Source organism: Micromonospora sp. NPDC049662 (assembly GCF_040675055.1).
Lineage (GTDB): Bacteria > Actinomycetota > Actinomycetes > Mycobacteriales > Micromonosporaceae > Micromonospora.
Genome location: NZ_JBFAOC010000045.1, coordinates 1 through 19,479, shown reverse-complemented (window position 1 = coordinate 19,479; position 19,479 = coordinate 1). Strand labels below are relative to the sequence as shown.

The 19,479-nt window shown below is 72.7% G+C and carries 18 protein-coding genes; 7 read left to right on the top strand and 11 right to left on the bottom strand.

The annotated features are described in order from the left end of the window. Nucleotides 1-4 precede the first annotated feature (4 nt). Entirely contained in the window at nt 5-1,207 is a 1,203-nt protein-coding gene (locus AB0J36_RS26070; RefSeq protein ID WP_357120217.1) for a low temperature requirement protein A, read from the bottom strand. 74 nt (nt 1,208-1,281) lie between these two features. Beyond that, on the bottom strand, nt 1,282-2,202 hold the full coding sequence (locus AB0J36_RS26065) for an SDR family NAD(P)-dependent oxidoreductase (protein ID WP_357120220.1): 921 nt from the start codon (nt 2,200-2,202) through the stop codon (nt 1,282-1,284). 138 nt (nt 2,203-2,340) lie between these two features. Between AB0J36_RS26065 and AB0J36_RS26060 the strand changes: the two genes are divergently transcribed. Beyond that, on the top strand, nt 2,341-3,162 hold the full coding sequence (locus AB0J36_RS26060; protein ID WP_357171591.1) for a helix-turn-helix transcriptional regulator: 822 nt from the start codon (nt 2,341-2,343) through the stop codon (nt 3,160-3,162). A 67-nt stretch (nt 3,163-3,229) separates the two neighbouring features. Here AB0J36_RS26060 and AB0J36_RS26055 read toward each other — a convergent pair whose 3' ends face one another. From AB0J36_RS26055 to AB0J36_RS26045, 3 genes are all read right to left on the bottom strand, one after another. Next, nucleotides 3,230-3,994: a TetR/AcrR family transcriptional regulator gene (locus AB0J36_RS26055; protein WP_357171528.1), complete on the bottom strand. Its 765-nt coding sequence runs from the start codon at nt 3,992-3,994 to the stop codon at nt 3,230-3,232. 91 nt (nt 3,995-4,085) lie between these two features. After that, nucleotides 4,086-5,720 (bottom strand): MFS transporter, encoded by a 1,635-nt coding sequence (locus AB0J36_RS26050; protein ID WP_363661205.1) that lies wholly within the window; start codon nt 5,718-5,720, stop codon nt 4,086-4,088. Further along, the gene (locus AB0J36_RS26045; protein WP_357120228.1) at nt 5,714-6,409 is read right to left on the bottom strand and encodes an SDR family NAD(P)-dependent oxidoreductase; all 696 of its coding nucleotides are present in this window, start codon (nt 6,407-6,409) and stop codon (nt 5,714-5,716) included. Before AB0J36_RS26045 ends, AB0J36_RS26050 begins: the two co-directional genes overlap by 7 nt. A gap of 152 nt (nt 6,410-6,561) precedes the next feature. Here AB0J36_RS26045 and AB0J36_RS26040 point away from each other — a divergent pair, with 152 nt between their 5' ends. The 3 genes from AB0J36_RS26040 to AB0J36_RS26030 all read left to right on the top strand — a co-directional run bounded on the left by AB0J36_RS26040 (nt 6,562) and on the right by AB0J36_RS26030 (nt 9,651). Next, a complete protein-coding gene (locus AB0J36_RS26040; protein ID WP_357396769.1) occupies nt 6,562-7,851 on the top strand; it encodes a histidine kinase in 1,290 nt (429 codons plus the stop codon). Beyond that, a complete protein-coding gene (locus AB0J36_RS26035) occupies nt 7,839-8,504 on the top strand; it encodes a response regulator transcription factor (protein WP_357171526.1) in 666 nt (221 codons plus the stop codon). Before AB0J36_RS26040 ends, AB0J36_RS26035 begins: the two co-directional genes overlap by 13 nt. Before the next feature lie 85 nt (nt 8,505-8,589). Next, entirely contained in the window at nt 8,590-9,651 is a 1,062-nt protein-coding gene (locus AB0J36_RS26030; RefSeq protein WP_357120237.1) for a Gfo/Idh/MocA family oxidoreductase, read from the top strand. Between the two features lie 36 nt (nt 9,652-9,687). Here AB0J36_RS26030 and AB0J36_RS26025 read toward each other — a convergent pair whose 3' ends face one another. Both AB0J36_RS26025 and AB0J36_RS26020 read right to left on the bottom strand, forming a co-directional pair. After that, nucleotides 9,688-9,897, bottom strand: a complete 210-nt coding sequence (locus AB0J36_RS26025) for a hypothetical protein (protein WP_357120240.1) — start codon at nt 9,895-9,897, stop codon at nt 9,688-9,690. 259 nt (nt 9,898-10,156) lie between these two features. After that, a complete protein-coding gene (locus tag AB0J36_RS26020) occupies nt 10,157-10,387 on the bottom strand; it encodes a winged helix-turn-helix domain-containing protein (RefSeq protein WP_357120243.1) in 231 nt (76 codons plus the stop codon). A gap of 226 nt (nt 10,388-10,613) precedes the next feature. On the opposite strand from AB0J36_RS26020, the gene AB0J36_RS26015 reads away from it, so the two are divergent. Beyond that, nucleotides 10,614-10,817 carry a hypothetical protein gene (locus AB0J36_RS26015; protein WP_357120246.1) on the top strand — a complete coding sequence of 68 codons (204 nt, stop codon included), beginning with the start codon at nt 10,614-10,616 and terminating at the stop codon, nt 10,815-10,817. 85 nt (nt 10,818-10,902) lie between these two features. On the opposite strand, the gene AB0J36_RS26010 is transcribed toward AB0J36_RS26015, so the two are convergent. Both AB0J36_RS26010 and AB0J36_RS26005 read right to left on the bottom strand, forming a co-directional pair. Beyond that, the gene (locus AB0J36_RS26010; RefSeq protein ID WP_355050387.1) at nt 10,903-11,124 is read right to left on the bottom strand and encodes a hypothetical protein; all 222 of its coding nucleotides are present in this window, start codon (nt 11,122-11,124) and stop codon (nt 10,903-10,905) included. Nucleotides 11,125-11,280: 156 nt separating this feature from the next. Further along, nucleotides 11,281-12,351 carry a hypothetical protein gene (locus AB0J36_RS26005; RefSeq protein ID WP_357120251.1) on the bottom strand — a complete coding sequence of 357 codons (1,071 nt, stop codon included), beginning with the start codon at nt 12,349-12,351 and terminating at the stop codon, nt 11,281-11,283. A 4-nt stretch (nt 12,352-12,355) separates the two neighbouring features. Here AB0J36_RS26005 and AB0J36_RS26000 point away from each other — a divergent pair, with 4 nt between their 5' ends. Beyond that, entirely contained in the window at nt 12,356-13,330 is a 975-nt protein-coding gene (locus AB0J36_RS26000) for a hypothetical protein (RefSeq protein WP_357120255.1), read from the top strand. Between the two features lie 11 nt (nt 13,331-13,341). Here the strand turns inward: AB0J36_RS26000 and AB0J36_RS25995 are convergent, their stop codons facing one another. Both AB0J36_RS25995 and AB0J36_RS25990 read right to left on the bottom strand, forming a co-directional pair. Continuing rightward, nucleotides 13,342-16,008 (bottom strand): LuxR C-terminal-related transcriptional regulator, encoded by a 2,667-nt coding sequence (locus AB0J36_RS25995; RefSeq protein ID WP_357120259.1) that lies wholly within the window; start codon nt 16,006-16,008, stop codon nt 13,342-13,344. An 86-nt stretch (nt 16,009-16,094) separates the two neighbouring features. Beyond that, nucleotides 16,095-17,186 carry an NYN domain-containing protein gene (locus AB0J36_RS25990; RefSeq protein ID WP_357120262.1) on the bottom strand — a complete coding sequence of 364 codons (1,092 nt, stop codon included), beginning with the start codon at nt 17,184-17,186 and terminating at the stop codon, nt 16,095-16,097. Between the two features lie 221 nt (nt 17,187-17,407). Here AB0J36_RS25990 and AB0J36_RS25985 point away from each other — a divergent pair, with 221 nt between their 5' ends. Beyond that, nucleotides 17,408-19,447 carry a glycosyl hydrolase family 28-related protein gene (locus AB0J36_RS25985; protein ID WP_363661204.1) on the top strand — a complete coding sequence of 680 codons (2,040 nt, stop codon included), beginning with the start codon at nt 17,408-17,410 and terminating at the stop codon, nt 19,445-19,447. Nucleotides 19,448-19,479 lie beyond the last annotated feature (32 nt).

Below are 19,479 nucleotides of genomic sequence, written 5' to 3'. Positions count from 1 at the left end.
CGGGTTACCCGGGCCGCCGGGGATCGGGCCTGCCGTCCCGCCTGCTGCTGGCGGCGGAGCGCCGGAGGCCGGGCGTCCCGTCGATCAGGACGATCAGCACCAGCACCCCGGCGACGACGGCGCTGTTGGCGACGTGCGGAAGCCGCTGGGTCGCGAACCCGAACCCGATGATCGCCGGCACGCCCACCAGGCGTGCCCAGGGCCGGCTGCCGTCGACCGCCCACGCGAGCAGGATCCGGGCGGTCAGGAACAGCGCCGGGCCGACGATGCCGAGGGCCAGTTGCGCCGTCTCCTCGGTGCGGGGGTTCTCGATCGTCATCTCCATGGCCACCGAGGTGGCCAGGACGCCGGCGATCATGAGCAGGTGCAGGTAGCCGGCGAGCAGCGCCAGCTTGCTGCCGGGCGGACCGGCCGCCATGATGCTCGCGCCCAGCCGCGAGCCGGCCGGCACCAGGTAGAGCCGGGCGAGGGCCACCGCGGTGACGAACGCCAGGGCGAAGGCCAGCGTGCTCTCGACGTGCAGGCCGGCGTCGCTGTAGGCGATGCCGGCGAACAGGATCAGCTCGCCCAACGCGATGATGAAGATCTGCTGGTACCGCTCGGAGAGGTGCTCACCGTTGACCTGGAGGTCCGGCCACGAGCTGCGCCCGAGCCACGGAAACGGCCAACGCAGCCGGGCCAGGGAGTACTCCAGCACCAGGGCGAGGGTCCAGAGCACCTCCCGGGCCGGCGCGACGGCCGCGCCCACCAACCACATCGCACCGGAGATCGCGAACCAGATCGCCACCCGCAGGCTCCGCAGTTGCAGCGGGTGCCCGCGCAGCGCCGGGATCAGCAGGGCGCCCCGGCCGACGTGGATCGCCACGTAGGCGCTGGCGAACAGCGCGGCGTGCGAGCCGAACGCGGTGGGCACGGCCGCGGCCATCAGCAGGCCGCCGAACATCACCCAGAGCAGGAGTACGACGATCAGCGGCGCCCGGGGGTCGAACCAGTCCGCCGACCACGCGGTCACGAACCACACCCACCAGATCGCCGCCAGCATCACCATGACCTGGAAGCCACCGTTGACGCTGGGGTCGTCGACCACCGCCCGGGACAGCCGGGTCAACGCGAAGATGAAGGCCAGGTCGAAGAAGAGCTCCAGGAACGAGGTCCGCCGGGGGTCCTCCCGCTTCTGGAGCAGCCGCCCGGGAAGCCCGTTCGCCATCGCCCCCCTTCCCGGACGTCACCCGCCGACCCAGTCGTACCATCCGCAGGGCCCCGCTCGGGCGGGTTCCGGGGTCAGCGGGCGATCAGGTCCGCCGCCACGTTCCAGAGGCGCTCGGCGTTGCCCGGGTCGAGGGCGTACGCCGCCACACCGGTGTAGTCGGCGGGTCGCTCGGTCCGGACCGGGGCCTCGGCGCAGTCCTCGAAGTAGCGACCGCCGACGCCGTCGAGCAGCGGGGACGCGGCGAGCAGCACCGAGGTGGCGGCACCCTGCTGCGGGGTCTTCTGCCGCTCCTTCGGGGTACGCAGCCCGCCGGTGTGCTTCTGCAGCCCGGTCGCGATCGCGCCCGGGTTCAAGGCGTTGGCGTGGATGCCCTCGGCGGCCCAGCGACGGTCGGCCTCGACGGCGAGCAGGGCCTCGGCGCTCTTGGACTGCCCGTACGCCAGGAGCGGGTCGTACGGCCGGAACGCGAAGTGCAGGTCGTCGAAGATCACCGGGGAGAAGAGGTTGCCGCTGGAGCTGACCGACACGACCCGGGCGCCACCGGCGGCGGCGAGGGCGTCGTGCAGGCCGACGGTCAGCGCGTAGTGCCCCACGAAGTTGGTGGCGAACTGCATCTCCCAGCCCTCGGTGGTGCGCTCCAACTCGGGCAGCGCCATGATCCCGGCATTGTTGATCAGAATGTGCAGCGGCCCCTCCCAGCCGGCGACGAACCGGCGTACCGAGTCCTGGTTGGCCACATCCAGCTCGCGGACCGTGACCCGGTCCGCGCCGACGCTGGCCGCGATGTTCCTTGCGGCCTCCTCGCCGGCCGGGACGCGACGCACCGCGAGCACCACCTCGGCGCCGGCGGCGGCCAGGGAGCGGGCGGTCTCGATGCCGATGCCGGCCGCGCCGCCGGTGATGACGGCCCGCTTGCCGGTCAGGTCAACTCCGGCCAGCACCTCGTCGGCGGTCGAGGCGAAACCGAACGGCGTCGTGATGAGCTTGGTCATCTTTGTCCCATCTCTCTCGGAATCCGTATGCGACCCACTGTCACCCGGCCGGACGGCGATATCCGGGTTACCGGTTTTCCTGGTAGTGGCAGGACCAGGCTGGGCGGCGGCGGGCGCTCCTACGATGGGCTGGTGAGCATGGCCGGCCCGCTGGGCGAGTACCTGCGTGCCCGGCGCGAGCTGGTCGGGCCGGGTGACGTCGGTCTGCCGGCACATGGTCGCCGACGGGTGCCGGGGCTGCGACGCGAGGAGGTGGCCCTGCTCGCCGGCATCAGCGCCGACTACTACCTGCGGTTGGAGCAGGGCCGGGACCGCAACCCGTCGGCCCAGGTGCTCGAAGCGCTGGCCCGGGCGCTGCTGTTGGACACGGAGGCCACCGCGCACCTGCGCCGCCTCGGTGGGCACGCCCCGCCCGAGCGCCCGGCACGACGCCCGGAGCGGGTACCGGTGGGCATCCGGCAGTTGGTGGGTTCCTGGGCGCAAACGCCGGCCTTCGTGCACGGCCGACACCTGGACGTCCTCTTCGCCAACCCGATGGCGACCGCGCTGACACCGATCTACCGGGTCGGGGTGAACCTGCTGCGCGAGGTCTTCCTGGGCCCGCGCGTGCCGGCGCTCTACCCGGCCCCGGAGGCGGTCGCCGCCAGCGCGGTGGCGGGCCTGCGCGCGCAGGTGGGAGCGGAGGTGGACGATCCACGGCTCACCGAGCTGGTCGACGAGTTGACGGCCGGCAGCGAGTTGTTCCGGCGGCTGTGGGCGCGCCACGACGTCACCGCCCGCGCGGGCGGCGGGTTGCGCGTGTTCCGCCATCCGCAGGTGGGCGAGTTGGAGCTGCGCTACGAGAAGCTGACGATCAGCGGCACGACCCAGTCGCTGGTCGTCTACCACGCCGAGCCGGGCAGCCCGTCCGCCCGCTCCCTCGCCCGGCTCGGCAACGCCGTCCCCGCGCTGGACGGCTAGGGCCTGTTTCATAAGAACTGGCCGGTCTGCGGCGGGCCCGGGCTCGACCGCCCTTATGAAACAGGCCCTAGTCGGCCGCCCGCTCGGCGACCACCACCGAGATGCCGTCGAGGACGCGTTGCAGGCCGAACTCGAAGGCGTACTCCGGGCCGTAGGCGGCGCCGTGCTGCTGGCCGGCCGCCGTGCCGACCCGCGACGCGGTCGGGTAGCTGTCGGGGTTCAGGAACGTTTCCAGCCAGGGCGCGTGCGACTGCCACCACTGGCCGTCGGTCATGCCGGTCTCCCGTTCCAGGTCGACCACCTCGGAGGCGGCGCGCGCGGAACTCTTCACGTGCCCGAGCACGAGGGTGAGCACGGCGTCCATCTCGACGTCGGAGAGCCCGATGTCGGCGACCGCGCCGAGTTCGTGGTCGTACTTGGCCACCAGGTGCGGCCCGAGCACCGGGCGGGTGGTCTCGGCCCGCACCATCCACCGGTGCCGCTGGTAGAGCGCCAGGTTGTCCCGGGCGATCCGTTCCAGCCGGGCCCGCCAGTCCCCCTCGGCGGCGGAACGCGGCATCTCGCCGTACGCGGTGTCGATCATGACGTCGACGAGTTCGGCCTTGCCCGGCACGTATGTGTAGACCGACATGGTGCCCACCCCCAGCGCCTCGGCGACCCGACGCATGGTCACCGCGTCGAGCCCCTCGGCGTCGGCGATGTCGATGGCGGCCCGGACGATCCGGTCGACGGTGAGCCCCTGCCCGGCGCCGCGGCTGGTCGGTTCCCGGGTGCGCCAGAGGATCGCCAGGCTGCGGGCCGGGTCCGCGGTCGGCTTGCGCTCAGTCGCCATGGTCCGGCCATCCTAACAACGCGGGCGTACGCGGTACGGTGCCGGCGCGGTCCACAGGTGGCGGCCCGTCGGCACCGACGGGTACGACGCGTCAAACCTCTTCGCGGGCGTCGGACAGCCGCGGTCCGGCGGCGGCCGGCACGAGGTGGCGTACCTGCGGGATGCCATCGGTCAGCTCCCGGGCCTGCGCCTCGGCCTCGCGGTCCGCGCCGGTCAACCGACCGCCGTGCTGGCGCAGGTGCTCGTCCCACGACGGCACCAGGTACACCTCGACGAACCGGCCGGTCGTCTCGGCCGGCCGGAACAGCCCCCAGCGCATCGCGCCGGTGCGCTGCCGGGCTGCGCGTACCACGTTCATCGCCGCGAGGAACGGTCCCTCCCGCTCCGGCCGGACGGTGTACCGCACCGTCACCAGCACCGGCCCCACCCACGGGTCCGGCTCGTGTTCCAGGTGCAGTTGCGGCCAGTAGGCCGCCGGTTCCCGGTTCACCGACCGCAGGTCCGGCAGCGGCCAGATCCGGCTGGTCACCGTTCCGACGAACATCAACGCCGCCGCCGTGAGGTAGGCGGGGAGCAGCCCGCCCATCTCGGCCACCAGACCCCACAGCAGCGCGCCCACGGCCTGCCCGCCGGCGAAACACACCTGGTAGACGGCCAGGCCCCGGGCCCGTACCCAGCTGGGCAGGAAGAGCTGCATCTCGGCGTTGATGTTGGCCAGCACCGTCACCCAGGCCATCCCCGCCGGCAGCAGGGCCACGAGCACCAGTGGCACCACCCGGACGGTGCCGACGACCGCCAGCGCGGCGGTGAACAGCGCGCCGGAGATGAGCAGGAGCTGGTTGGCCGAAAGCCGGGTACGGATCAGGGCCAGCAGCACGCCGCCCGCGATGGCGCCCACCCCGAGCGCGCCCAGGAGCAGCCCGTACCCGCCGGAACCCAGCCCGAGCCGCCGGGCCGCCACCAGCGGCAGCAGCGCCCACAGCGCGCTGGCCGGGATCACGAAGACCAACGCGCGGCGCAGCAGCCGGCGCACGGTCGGCGAGTGGCGTACGTAGCGGCTCCCGGCGCGCAGCGCGGCGGTGAACCGCTCGGGCACCTCGACGGCGCGGGCGTTGCCGGGCCGCCAGCGCCACAGCGCGTACGCGAAGATGGCGAACGCCAGCGCGTTCAGCCCGAACACCGGGGCGACGCCGGTCCGGGAGATCAGCACGCCGGCCACCGCCGGTCCCACCGCCCGCGCCACGTTCACACTGATCGAGCCCAGCGCGGACGCCGAGCGCAGTTGTTCCTGCGGCACCAACTCCGGGATCACCGCCGACCAGGCCGGCAGGGTGAGCGCCTGCCCGACGCCGAACGCGAAGGTCAGGGTGAGCAGCAGGGCCGGTGGCATCCGATCGGTCAGGGTGAGCAGGGCCAACGCCACCGCCACCGCGACCAGGAACAGCTGTACGGCGATCAGCAGGTGGCGGCGGTCGAAACTGTCGGCCAGCACACCGGCGGGCAGCGCCAGCAGCAGCACCGGCAGGAGGCTGGCGGTCTGCACCAGGGCGACCAGCGTGGCGGCGTTGGCGTGGTGGATCAGCAGCCACTGCGCGCCGACGGTCTGCATCCAGGTGCCGACGTTGGCGGCGAGCAGGGCCAGCCACAGGTTGCGGTAGACGGCGCCGCGCAGGGGCGCCCACGCGGAGGCCGGACGGTCCCCCGCCCCGGGCCCCGCCGTCACCACCGTCCGTCCGCGCGGAGCACGCGCTCACCGGAGACGTAGAGGTCGTCGGGTCGCAGCAGCAGCAGTCGGACGACCTCGGTGGCGACCTGCTCGGGCAGGGCGTAGATCTCGTCGAGGAACTCGGCCCCGACGCGCTCCTGGAGGCGGGTCGGCATCGGCCCGGGATGCAACTGCATCACCTTGACCCGGTTGCTGTGCTGGGCCTCGGCCAGCGAGTCGACGAGGCTGCTGCCGTAGCTCTTGGTCGCCCGGTAGACCGGTATGCCGGGCCTGGGCGCCGCCAGCGCCATCGCCCCGACGTACACGATGTTGCCGTAGCCCTGCCGGTTCAGGTGCGCCAACGCCTCCCGCAACAGGAACGTGGTGCCCAGCACGTTGATCTCCACGGCCCGCCGGATGTGCTCCACGGACAGGTCGTCCAGATCACCGCCCGCCCACATCGACGCGCACGCCGCAACCCCGTCGACGGTGCCGTAGCGCCCCACCACCTCGGCGAAGGCGTCCCGGACCTGCTCGTAGGAGGAGACGTCGCAGACCGCGCCGTCGCACCCCAGCTCGTCGGTCGTCGCGGCGACCTCGGCCGGCACGTTGCCGAACACCACGACGCGGTACTCGTCGAGCAGCAGCCGGGCCACCGCGAGGCCCAGCCCGCTGGTTCCGCCGACCACCACGAACGTTCTGGCACCCATGTCGCTCCCGCCGTCGCCACCACAGGTCACACGTCGCGCGTCCTTCCCGTTTCCCGACGTCGCACACCCCGGCGCGGGTAGTGCTGGGCATACCCCGCAAAGGGGATCTGGACGGCTGGGGCCGCCCCTGGTCGGCGATTAGCGTCAGCGGCATGACCTCGGAACACCCCCGTCACCTCGCCGCCGCCCTGCGAAGGCGCGACTGGCTGATCTCCGCCTGGCCCTGGCGCGCGCTGGCCTACCTGGTCACCACCGTGCCGATCGCCGGTGTGCTCACCGTCGGGCTGCTCATCATCGGCGCGCCCCTACTGGCCGCCGCCAACGCGCTGCGACAGCACGGTCGGCCGCCGGAGATACCGCTGATGCTGTTCCTGGCAGTCGGCAGCCTCACGATGGTGGCCCTCGCGCCGCTCGCGAGCGTCCCGGTCGCCGCCGTCGAACGCTGGCGACTCGGCCTCGTGGACGGCCGCCCGCTGCCCACGTCGCGGTGGCCGGGCCTGGTCGCCCGCTACCGCAGCGCGGCCGGCTGGCGGGAGGTGGCGTACCTGTTCTGGCTGGGCGGTGTGGTGCCGGTCGCGTACTGGACGTTCCTGGTGTTGGTGCTGCTGGACCTCGGGATGGTCACCAGCCCCTGGGTGGTCGGCGAGGCCGATCCGGTGGTGATCTGGCGCCCGATCGAGAGCACCGGCGAAGCCGTCCCGTACGCGATCGTGGGTGTGCTGCTCGTCCCGGTGCTCTGCTACGCGGCGGGACTGCTCGCCGCCGCCCAGGCCACGGTCGCCCGGTGGGCGCTGGCCAGCCCCGCCGACGCCGCCGCGCTGCGCGAGGTCGCCCGTTCCCGGACCCGGCTGGTCGGCGCGTACGAGGCGGAACGGCGGCGCATCGAACGGGACCTGCACGACGGCGCGCAGCCCCGGCTGACCAGCCTCACCCTCCAACTGGGCCTGGCCCGGCTGGACGTACCCGAGGACTCCCCCGCCGCCCGGCCCCTCGCCGTGGCGCACGACCAGGCGCGGGGACTGATGGTGATGTTGCGGCAGTTGGTGCACGGCATCCGGCCGCAGAGCCTCACCGATCTCGGCCTCGCCGACGCCGTCCGCGAGGTGGCCGACGCCTCTCCCGTCGCGGTCACGGTGCACGCCGACGTCGACGGTGAGTTGCCCGAGATCGTCGAGACCACCGCGTACTTCGTGGTGTCCGAGGCGTTGGGCAACGTGGCCCGGCACGCCGGGGCGACCCGCGCCGACGTACGCCTGACCCGGACCGGCGGCGACCTCGTCGTCGAGGTGTCCGACGACGGGCGCGGCGGCGCCGACCCCGCCCGGGGCACCGGCCTGACCGGCCTCGCCGACCGGGTCGCCGCCGCCGACGGCCGGTTGCTGCTGGCCAGCCCTCCCGGCGGGCCCACCCTGGTCCGGGTGGAGCTGCCATGTCGCCGGTGACCCGGGTGGTGCTCGCCGAGGACGAGGTGCTGCTGCGCGAGGGGCTGGTCGCGCTCCTGACCCGCTTCGAGTTCGCGGTGTGCGCGGCCGTCGGCTCCGCGCCGGAACTGCTGGAGGCGGCCCGCACGCACCAGCCGGATCTCGTGCTGACCGACATCCGGATGCCACCGGGTCGGCGTGACGACGGGCTACGCGCCGCCGTCGCGCTGCGCGCCGAGCGGCCCGGCCTGCCCGTGGTGGTGCTCAGCCAGTTCGTGCAGACCGGGTACGCGGCGGCGCTGCTGGACAGCGGCGACGGCCAGCGGGTCGGCTACCTGCTCAAGGACCGGGTGGCCGAGGTCACCGAGTTCGTCGACACGCTGCGCCGCGTCACCGACGGCGGCACCGCCATCGACCCGGACGTGGTGCGGCAACTGCTGCACCGGCCCCGCGACCCGCTCGCCGCGCTCTCCGCCCGCGAACGGGAGGTGCTGGCGCTGCTGGCCGAGGGCCGCTCCAACGCGTCCATCGCCGCCCGGCTGCACGTCACCGAGGCCGCCATCGGCAAGCACGTCGGCAACATCCTGCTGAAGCTCGACCTGCCGCCCAGCGACGACACGAACCGCCGGGTGCTCGCCGTGCTCACCTATCTGCGCGCCGACCCGGTGGGCTGACCAGCGCCGGGCGATGATCGGAGCGTAGATTCGATCGGCGGTACCGCCGCCGAACCGGGCGCGGGCCAGGAGAAAGGGGTACGGCATGGCGGAGGCGCTGCGGGTCGGTCTGCTGGGGTACGGGCTGGCGGGTCGGGTCTTCCACGCTCCGCTGATCGCCGCGACACCCGGTCTGCGGCTGGACGCCATCGTGACGCGCGATCCGCAGCGGCGCGAGCAGGCCCAGCAGCACTTCCCCGACGCCCGCCTGGTGGACGACGCCGACGAGCTGTGGCGTACCCCCGAAGCTCTGGACCTGGTCGTGGTCGCGACGCCGAACCGGCAGCACGTGCCGATGGCGCGGGCGGCCCTCGCCGCCGGCCTGCCGGTCGTCGTCGACAAGCCCCTGGCCCCCACCGCCGCCGACGCCCGGGCGCTCGTCGAGGAGGCCGAGCGGCGCGGAGTGCCGCTGACGGTGTTCCAGAACCGCCGCTGGGACGGCGACTTCCTGACCGCCCGCGCGCTCGTGGAGAGCGGCGAGCTGGGTCGGGTGCTGCGGTTCGAGTCCCGGTTCGAGCGGTTCCGCCCCACGATCAAGCCGGGTTGGCGAGAGCTGGCCGGGGTGGACGAGGCCGGGGGCGCCCTGTTCGACCTGGGCGCGCACCTCGTCGATCAGGCCGTGCAGCTCTTCGGCACCGTAGAGCGGGTCTACGCCGAGGTCGACCGCCGCCGCGCGGGCGCCGAGGTCGACGACGACGCGTTCGTGGCGTTGACCCACACCAACGGCGTGCGTTCGCACCTGTGGATGGGGGCGATCACCGCGCAGCTCGGCCCCCGCCTGCGGGTGCTCGGCGACCGCGCCGGCTACACGACCTACGGGCTGGACGTGCAGGAGGCCGCGCTGCACGACGGCGGCCGACCGGACCAGCCGGGCTGGGGCGAGGTCCCACCGGAGCGGTACGGCCTGCTCGGCGTCGACGGTGACCTGCGCCCGACACCGACGCTGCCCGGGGCGTACCAGAGCTTCTACGCCGAGGTGGCGGCGGCGCTGCGCGACGGCACCCCGATGCCGGTGGACCCGCGCGACTCGGCCGCCACGGTCGAGCTGATCGAGCTGGCGCACCGGTCGGCGGCCGAGGGCGCGGTGCTGCCGGTCCCGACGTCCTGAGCGTTACTTCGTCTCCTGCTCGGAGGGGGCCTTCTCCTACTCGGAGGAGGCCTCGTCCCGCTCGGAGCGGGCAATTTCCTGCTCGGAGAGAGCTTCGTCCCGCTCGGAGAGGGCATCGTCCGGCACGCGGGCGTCGTCGTCGGTCAGCGCGTCGCCCGACGGGGTGACGAGGTCGGCGAGACGGCGTTCGGCCTCCCGTACCTCCTCGTCGAGCCGAGGGTTGTCCTCGTCGGGACCCTGCGACATGAGCGACCTCCATCGCGCGCGGACCACCCCTGCCTACCCGGCCTGCGGCGGGGAATGCGCCCACGGGACCTGGCCGCGCCCGGGGTTGATCCACTCCACTTCCACGATGTCGCGGTATCCCGGCCTCGGGATGCCCCCGGATCGGCGAAGTCGAGTTGATCGAGCGCTCTCGGCTTGATCACTTGATGCTCACCAGTTCCAGGAAGCCTCTCCGAACTGGTGAGCATCAAGTGATCAAGGAAGACGAAGGGCGCGCCGATCAGGTGGGCGACTTCTCCGCGACCCACAGGCCGCGACCCTGAAGACCTATGACCAGACCACGAGTCTGTAGGACGATGACCGCCCTCTGGACCGTGGTCACGCTGACGTCATAGAGGGCGGAGAGTTCGTTGTACGTGGGCAGCCGCTCACCCGGCGCGTACTCCCCACTTGCGATGCGTGCGGCGAGATCCTCGGCCACCTCGCGGTATCCGCCAGTCGGTATGGGCATGTGAAGGTTCCTTCGTTCGGCACCTTCCATCGGATCACGCCGATCACACCCCTTCAAGACCAACATTGCCTTAGGTACTAAAGGTCTCTAAGGTCAAGCGAAGGTGGTCGGTTCCTTCGTTCGGCAAACGGTGGAGCCTGACCCCGGCACCCGCTCAGGGGATTGGCGCGATCGGTTCGCCAACCTCTGGGCGGGACTCATCGTGATATCGCGAAAGGTGCCGAGCATGCCGATCGACGAACCCGTGTCCAGGGCCACCGAGCTTTTCACCGCCAAACGCGTGCTCGACACGCACTGGACGGATGCGCTCGACTCACCGTGGCGGGCAGGTGGGTGCCTGGAATGCAGAGGGCGGGACGACTGTCCTCAGCTTGAGTGGGCATCGGCCCTCGCGGCAGAGGTCGCCGCGATCATGATTCAGAAGGGGTGACCTCGGGGCGCGAAAAGGGGGTGGGGTCGAGCACCGGGTGGGCCGGGGGGCGCGGGGGGCGTTGCCGGCCCGACCCGGTGCCGGATCAGCGCTGCTTCAGCTCGCGCCAGGATGGGTGCGTACCGCGCCAGGCGTCGGCGAGGATGGTCGCCGAGGCCCGGCTGGGGCACTGCTGCACCCGCTCACGGCCCGACGCCCCACCGATCTGGGCGCGAACCTCCCAACCTTGCCCGTCAGTACGGATGTACACGTCCCGGCGCCCGCGCGGGGTCGTGTCACCGTTCCACCAGTGTTCCTCCACCTTCATTCGCCGACCGTATAGCAATTTTCGCGCCGGGGGTACGGCGCAGGTGGGCAGATACGGGGTCGATAGCCGCAATCCGGGCGCAGATCCACCTGTGTGTCGACGGGGAGGAACCGCAACGGCGGCTCCTCCCCGTCTGAGCGATGACTCAGGAGCGACTCAGATGCCGTTCAGCACACTGGCCAGGGTGTTGGCCAGCTTGTCCTGACCCGAGGGGCTGGGATGTGGCGACCCTCCCTCGGCGGTGATCTGAATGTCACCCGGCGTGAACGGTGGTGGAAGCGCCACCCGTACGGCCGGGTCGAACGGGACTCCCATCTGGATGGCCCAGTTGAGGTCGCTGATCACGCCCCGCACGGTGCCCACCCAGAGCGGGTCGATCAACGGCGACAGCATCGACACCGGTTGCGGCGGTACGTAGGTCAGCAGAGCCGCCGGCAGGTACGCCTTGAGCTGCATCCAGCCGTACTGCCCGATGTCGATGTTGGCCGGTGTGATGTCGTAGTAGAGCATCCACACCACCTTGTCGGCGCCGGCCGCCAACAGGGAGTTGACGATGAAGGTGGCATCGGCGCTGACGCCGGCGTACTGGCTCGGGCCGTCGTAGCGGGGCACCTGGACGTTGATGTAGTAGTCCTCGCCGACCGGCAGGTCGAGCCAGAAGTTGCAGCCGCCGCCGTTGGTGACGATGCCGGCCTTGCCACCCTGGGCCGCCCACTCGAAGCGGAACACGCCGTACGGGTCCAGGGTTTCCGCCGCGAACTCGTAACCCCGGCACTTCGCCAGCCGGGTCAGCACCGTCGTCCAGTTGGTGTTGTTCACGCCGCCGGTCGTGACGTGGTACGCGTCGTGCTTGTCGCTCTTCGCCTTGGCGATGCGGGCCGTGGCGAGACCGAGCGGACTGGCCACCCGGGCCCACGGGTTGCCGCACGAGTCGGGGCCGGCCCGGCCGGCGATGATGTCGCCGGTGCCGTACCCGGTCCGGGCGTAGTTGTCGTAGTCGACGATGCTGCCGTTCATGTCGTAGTAGCGCCGGGCGTAGCTGTAGACGCCGTTGTTGCCGGGCATGCCCCGATCGTCGAACGAGGTGTTCGGGCAGCCGGGACCCATGAACCCAAAGCCGAACTGGTGGTGCGACGAGCTGATCGAGTCGCCGGTGACGGTGAGGACGGTGTCATCCTCGACGGTCTGCACCTCGCGGCAGCGGATGCGGTCCTTGTTGGCGTCCACGAGGGTGGGGTTGCCGTTGACCTGCGGGCAGCCGGTCGGCGGCGGCGGTGGCGGCGACCCCGGCCCGCCGGTGGGCCAGGGCGGCCCGTCGGTGGGGTCGGTCGGGTTGCTGGGTGACGACGACCCACTGGGTGAGGCGCTGCTCGACGGTGAGGAACTGCCCGACGGCGACGCGCTGCCCGACGGCGACGCACTGCCGGACGGCGAGGCACTGCCCGACGGCGACGCGCTCCCCGAGGGAGACGAGCTACCCGACGGCGACGCACTCCCCGAGGGAGACGCACTCCCCGACGGCGACGAACTGCCCGACGGCGACGAGCTACCCGACGGCGACGCACTCCCCGAGGGAGACGCACTCCCCGACGGTGACGCGCTGCCCGACGGAGACGCGCTGCCCGAGGGGCAGGGCGTGCCGCTGGGCGACGAGGTGGGCGAACCGCTGGGCGAGGCCGGCGATGTCGGCGCTGTCGCGGTCGCGGCGGGGGCGCGCTGGGCGACCGCCTGGGCCGTCACCGGCGGTCGGGTCTGCCGGGTCGGCGACGCCGACGCCGAGGCCGACGCCGACGCCGAACCGGTCGGGGTCGGGCAGTCGTCGGCTGCCGCCCGGTTCTGGGTACGGATCTGCGCGAGCCGCGCCTCGACCTCCGCCGGGAGCTTCCCGCCCGGCTTGACGCACGGGTCGAGCAGCCAGGTCGTACCCTCCAACTCGCGGGTGCAGGGCGCCGCGTCGTACGACTCGGACGCGGGGGCGGCGCTCGCCGGGGTGGGTGAGGCGCCCCCGGCGGTCGGGGCCACCACCGCGGTGAGCGTGGCCACCGCCAGCGCCATCCCGGCGGCGAAGAGAACGTTCTGGAACGACCTCGTGGGTCGTGCTCCTGGTGGTCCGCTTGGATCCAACTGGCTCATTGCCGTCCTCCAGGGACTGAGTGCACCGGTAGGTTGTTACCGCACGGTAGGGACGCGCGCGGTAACCCGGTAGATCAGTCGGCCTTACCTACTGTCGAGCGGGGATCGCTCGCGGTGACCCTCTGGCGTACGCCCGACCGTCTCGTGACCGAGCACGACGGCCAGCTCCCGGCGGTTGCGGACGCCCAGTTTGGTGAAGACCCGGGCCAGGTTGTTGTTCACGGTGTTGACCGACAGTCCGAGCCGGTCAGCGATGCTGCGGCTGGACAGGGCGACCGCGAGCAGCGCGACGTCCCGCTCGCGGCGGGTCAACGTCGCCTGCTCGACGCCCGGGGCGGTCGCGGCGAGCAGCGGTGTCCGTACGCCCCGGCAGGCCTCGGCCAGCGTCGCGGCCCGCTGCGCCACCGCCAGTCGAGGTCGACCCCGTCGGGCGTACGCCCGGGCGGCGACGCCGACCGCCTCGGCGGCGAGCAGCGTGTGCCCGCGGGCGACGAGGTCGTCCGCGGCTGCCTCCAGGGCCGGCCCGTCGTCGTGGAGCAGACCGTCGACCGCGTCGGCGAGGGTCGACGCCAAGCCGCCGAGCTGGTCGGCGAGGGTACGCAGCCGGTCCCGGACCGGCTCCGGGGCGCCGAGGCGCGCGCACTCGTAGAGCGCCACCGCCTCGATGGTGGGCTGCTCGCTGCCCCGGGCCAGGTCGGCCGCGTGCCGGGCGGTACGGATCGCCGCGGTGAGGTCCCCCTCGGCGACCTGCACCCAGGCGCGGTTCAGCTCCACCCAGGCGTGGAAGATCCGGTTGGCGGTCCGCTCCCGGGCGTCTGCGGCGGCCAGCCAGCGCCGCGCGCCGGACAGGTCGCCGGCCAGGGCCCGTACGCCGGCCAGCTCGGCCCAGTACGTCCGTACCAGGTGGTACTGGTCGTTCTCCTCGACCAGGGCGATGGCCTCGCGCAGGTCTGCCTCGGCGGCGTCGAGCTGCCCCTGCGCCTTGCCGATGATCCCCCGGAACCCGGCCCACACGGCCACCATCCCCCGCGCGTCGCTGGCGACCGCCGCGCGGTAGCCCTCGTCGGCCAGCTCGACGGCCTCGGCCAGCTCACCGGCGGCGTACCAGGCGTAGCAGAGCCCCAGCCCGACCTGGGCCTCGTTCCAGGGCAGGTGTTCGGGCGCCGCGGCGAGCACGGCCCGGCCCCGCCGCGCCAGCTCCGCCGCGAGCCCGAGCCGGCCGAGCATGCCCGCCGCCGAGGCCGCGCCCATGGTCGCCCAGCTCGCCGCGCGTACGCCGGTGTCGGCGCGGGCGAGCACGGCCTGACCGACCGCCAACGCCGCCTCGCACCGGCCGTCGTAGAACAGCACCCACGACCGGGTGGCCTCGGCCAGGTCGTGGCCGGGCGAGCCCTCCGGCACCATTCGCAGCGTCTCGTGCGCCTCGTCGATCCGGTCCAGACCCCAGTAGAGCAGCCCGGCCCGGGTGATCGCCCAGATGGCGAGCCGCTTGCTGCCCGGCGGCGGGGCCGGCGGGAGCATGTCGAACGCCTCCTGGCTGCGCGCCTGGTACTGCAGCACCCGGGCCAGCAGCCACTGTGCCTCCCAACCCGGCCCGGCGTCGTACGCCGTGCGGGCCAGCCGCTCGGCCAGGTCGATGTCGAACCGGTCGATCGCCTGTCGGGCGGCGGCCAACGCGATACCCGGGTGCCGGACGCTGCCGGAGCGCAGCTGCCAGACACCGGCGACCAGCGCGTCGTCGCGGCGGCGCAGCGGCATGCTCGCCAACACGTCGGCGAGCTGCCCGAACACGGTCCGGGAACGGCTGGCGGGCATGCTGGCGCGCAGCGCCTCGCCGTAGAGCGGATGGGCCATCCGCAGGGCCGTACGCGCGCCGGAGCGTTCCGCGACCACCATGCCGCTGCGCTCGGCCGCCTCGATGGCGGTCGGGTCGACGAACCGTTCCAGCAGGGCCAGGGAGAGTGGTTCGCCGCAGGCGACCACCTCCAGCACCTGCCGGGCCGCCGGTTCGAGGGCGCGCAGCCGGGCGCTGACCAGCTCGGCGAGCCGGGGGCTGCCGGAGGCGGTGCCGCGCCAGCGCCAGACGCCCCGCACCTCGTGCAGGCCGCCGGTCTCCATCGCGTCGGCGAGCAGCTCCCGCAGCAGCAGCGGGTTGCCGTCGGCGAGCTGCCGCAGCCGGCGGCGGCTGAGCGCGTCGAGCGGACCGGGCGCGGCCTCGTCGAGCAGATGGTCCACGGCGGTGGACGGCAGCGGACGCACCTCCAGGCGCCGACCGGAACCGGTCCACAGTGAGGTGAGGGCGTCGGAGAGGGGTTCGCCCGCGCGGACCGTCGCCACCGCCACCGCCAGACCGTGCACGGCGAGCTGGTGCAGCAGCCCGGCGGACGGTTCGTCGAGCAGGTGCGCGTCGTCGATCCCGATCATGACCGTGCGTCCGGCGCTGCGCCGGGCGAAGTCGCGTTCCACGGTGACGACCAGCCCCATCGGGTCGGCGTGCGGCCGGGTCGGCGCGGGGATGAGGTGCGAGACCGCGCCGAACGGGATCGAGCGGGCGGCGCCGGTCGCCGACACCCAGTGGCACTCCACACCGCTGTCAGCGGCGCGCGCCAACGCCTCCCGCAGCAACCGCGTCTTGCCCACGCCGGCGTCGCCCACCAGCACCAGGCCGGGCACCCGCGCCGCCACGACGTCCTCGATGGTCTTCAGCTCGACGTCGCGGCCGACGAGTGTCCATTCCCCACGTCCCGGCATGACGACCCTCACCTCGCCCTCGGGGCAGCCCTGCCGTCCACCCTATGGGCAGTCCCGACACTTCCGCTCGACAGCGGTCGATGCGGTCAGGACGAGCTGGTGAGCAGGTAGTCGTCCGCCTCCGGGCTCCACCGCAGGTCGACCGCGCCGCTGGTGGCGGCGGCCTTGCAGAACTGCAGGAAGCTGCGGTAGCCGAGCTTCTTCTCGCTGAAGTCGGGCCGCACCCGGCGGAGCTGGTTCTTCAGGCCGGAGAGCGCCACCGGGTTGCCGGCGCTGCCCAGGTCGCCCACCACGCCCCGGAGCAGGCCGAACGCCACCTCCCGGTCGCCGTGCTCGGGCAGGGACACCTCCGGGTCACCCTTGGCGGGCCCCTCGGCCAGGTCGACCACGTTGTGCTCGGCGAGGTGGCGCAGCAGCTCGCCGAAGGTACGGAAGCCGTAGTCGGACTCGCTGAAGGTCGGGTCCTTGCGCAGCAGGGTGCGCTTGAGCCGGGAGGCGGTCACCTCGCCGCTCGCGCTGCCCTGCAGACCGGCCACCGTCTGGGCGACCTGCACGGCGAGCGTGTCGACGTCCCGGCCGGGCTCCTCCCCCACCGGCGGCTCCTCCACCTCCGGCTCCCGCTGCTGCTCCGGCCCGGTCGGCCGCTGGTCGGGGCCGGTCTGCCGGACCGGCCGGGCATGCCGGGCGCGGACGGGCGGGATGTCCACGCCCTCCAGCCGGTCGTAGTACAGGAACTCGTCGCAGGCCGGTGGCAGCAGCGCCGACGTGGACCCCTCCACCCCGACGCCGATGACCCGCTTGTTGAGCTCACGGAGCTTGTGGACGAGCGGCGTGAAGTCGCTGTCGCCGCTACAGATGACGAAGGTGGAGATGTAGTCGCGTTCGAACGCCAACTCGATCGCGTCGACGGCCATCTTGATGTCGGCGGCGTTCTTGCGGGACGCCCCCATCCGCTGCGGGATCTCGATCAGCTCCACGTGGGACCGGGTGAGCATCCGGCGGTCCTCGTCGAAGTACGACCAGTCGGCGTACGCCCGGCGCACCACGACCCGCCCGCGCTCGGCCAACGCGTCGGCGATCGGCCGGAAGTCGAAGGCCCCGCCGCCACGATGGTCGCGGGCCCCCAACGCCAGGTTCTCGTAGTCGAGGAAGAGGGCGATCCGATCTTCGTGCTCCACGCGGCCCAGCGTACGCCCGCTCCGGCTCAGCGGGACGCAGGCGAGGCGCGACACCGCCGCCGTCCTTTCGTCCAATTCTTGCGGCTTTACAGTCGTCTCTTTTCGTTCGTTGATTGATGTCTTGCAGGAGACTGCGGGGTGCTGCATCATGACGCTCAATGTCGGGCGTCCAGGGGAACGCCGGGCGGACCTCCACCACCACCCACCCAGGAGGGTCACCGATGTCTCGCAGCATCCTGCCGGCGCGCCGACGCCCGGGCCGCCGCCCGGTCGCCACCGCCGTCGCGCTCGCGACCGGCCTCGCCGTGCTGGTCGCCGGACCCACCGTCGCCGCGGCCGGCTCGGCCACGTCACCCGGCACGCAGCCGGTCGTCACCCGGGCGGCACTCGATCCGGCGCTGGTCGCCGGGCGCGGGGCCGACGTCGACTTCGTCGAACAGGAGGCCGAGAACGCCCGCACCAACGGCGAGATCATCGGCCCCGACCGGTCCGCCTACACCCTGCCCGCCGAGGCGTCCGGCCGCCGGGCCGTCCGACTCACCCCGGGCGAGTACGTCGAGTTCGTCCTGCCCAGCGCCGCCAACGGGATCACCGTGCGGTACAGCATCCCGGACGCGCCGTCTGGCGGCGGGATCACCGCGCCGCTGACGGTCGCCGTCAACGGCAAGCACGCGCGCACCATGACGCTGACCTCGCAGTACTCGTGGCTCTACAACCAGTACCCGTTCACCAACGACCCGCAGGCCGGCCTGCTGCACCCGGACTGGTGGATCACCGAGTGCCAGTGCGTGCCGTCGGCCACCACGCCGTACCCGAGCATCACCACGCCGTTCCGGCCCACCCACTTCTACGACGAGCAGCGACTGCTGCTCGGGCGCACCTACCGGGCCGGTGACAAGGTCCGGCTCACCGCGCCGACCGGCACCGCCGCCGCCTGGACGGTCATCGACCTGCTCGACTCCGAACTGGTCGCGCCGCCGCGGGTACGGCTGCTCGCGGCGAACGTCCTCGCGTTCGGCGCCGACCCGACCGGCCGACGGGACTCCGCCGACGCGATCGACAAGGCCATCGCCTTCGCCCGCCGCACCCACCTGAAGGTGTACATCCCGCCGGGCACGTACCAGGTCAACCGGCACATCATCGTCGACGACGTGACGATCGAGGGCGCCGGCAACTGGCACACCATCATCAAGGGCCGCGAGGTCGCCCTGTCGACCCCCGCGCCGGACGGCTCGGTGCACACCGGCGTCGGGTTCTATGGCCGCGACGCCGCCGACGGCGGCAGCCGCAACGTGCGCCTGTCCGGCTTCGCCATCGAGGGCGACGTCCGCGAGCGCATCGACACCGACCAGGTCAACGCCATCGGTGGCGCGATGAGTGACTCCACCATCGACGGGCTGCACCTGCGGCACACCAAGGTCGGCGTGTGGTTCGACGGGCCGATGCGCAACGTCCGCATCACCAACACCATCATCGTCGACCAGATCGCCGACGCGCTCAACTTCCACACCGGCGTGACCGACTCTCTCGTCGCGCACACCTTCGTCCGCAACACCGGCGACGACGGCCTGGCGATGTGGTCGGAGAAGACCGCCAACGCCCGCAACACGTTCGACCACAACACCGTGCAGTCCCCGACGCTGGCCAACGGCATCGCCATCTACGGCGGCACCGACACGACCGTCTCGCACAACCTCGTCGCCGACCCGGTCCGCGAGGGCAGCGGCCTGCACGCCGGCGCCCGCTTCGGCGCGGAGCCGTTCGCCGGGTACCTGCGGTTCACCGGCAACACCACGGCCCGTGCCGGCACGTACGAGCTGAACTGGAACATCGGGCTCGGCGCCATCTGGATGTTCGCGCTGGACCGCAGCATCGACGCGGCCATCGAGGTCACCGGCGACGCGTACCTGGACAGCACCTACAACGCGATCATGCTGGTCAGCGACTGGCCGGTGAAGGACCTCTACTCGATCACCAACGTGCGCTTCCGCGACGTCCGGGTCGACGGCACGGGCACCTCGGTGGTCAGCGCCCGTACGGCCGGCTCTGCCTCGTTCGCCAACGTGGACACCCGCAACGTGGGCGCGGTCGGCGTCAACAACTGCGGGTCGTTCCACTTCACCCCGGCCGGCTCGGAGTTCACGCTGACCGACCTGGGTGGCAACGACGGCGGCTGGCTCGCGCCGTGGCTGCTGCCCAACACGATCACCTGCGACGACCGGCCGCCGGTCGCACCGCCGCCGCCTCCGGCACAGTGGTGAACGCGGTGGGCGGCCCGGTCGACCGGGCCGCC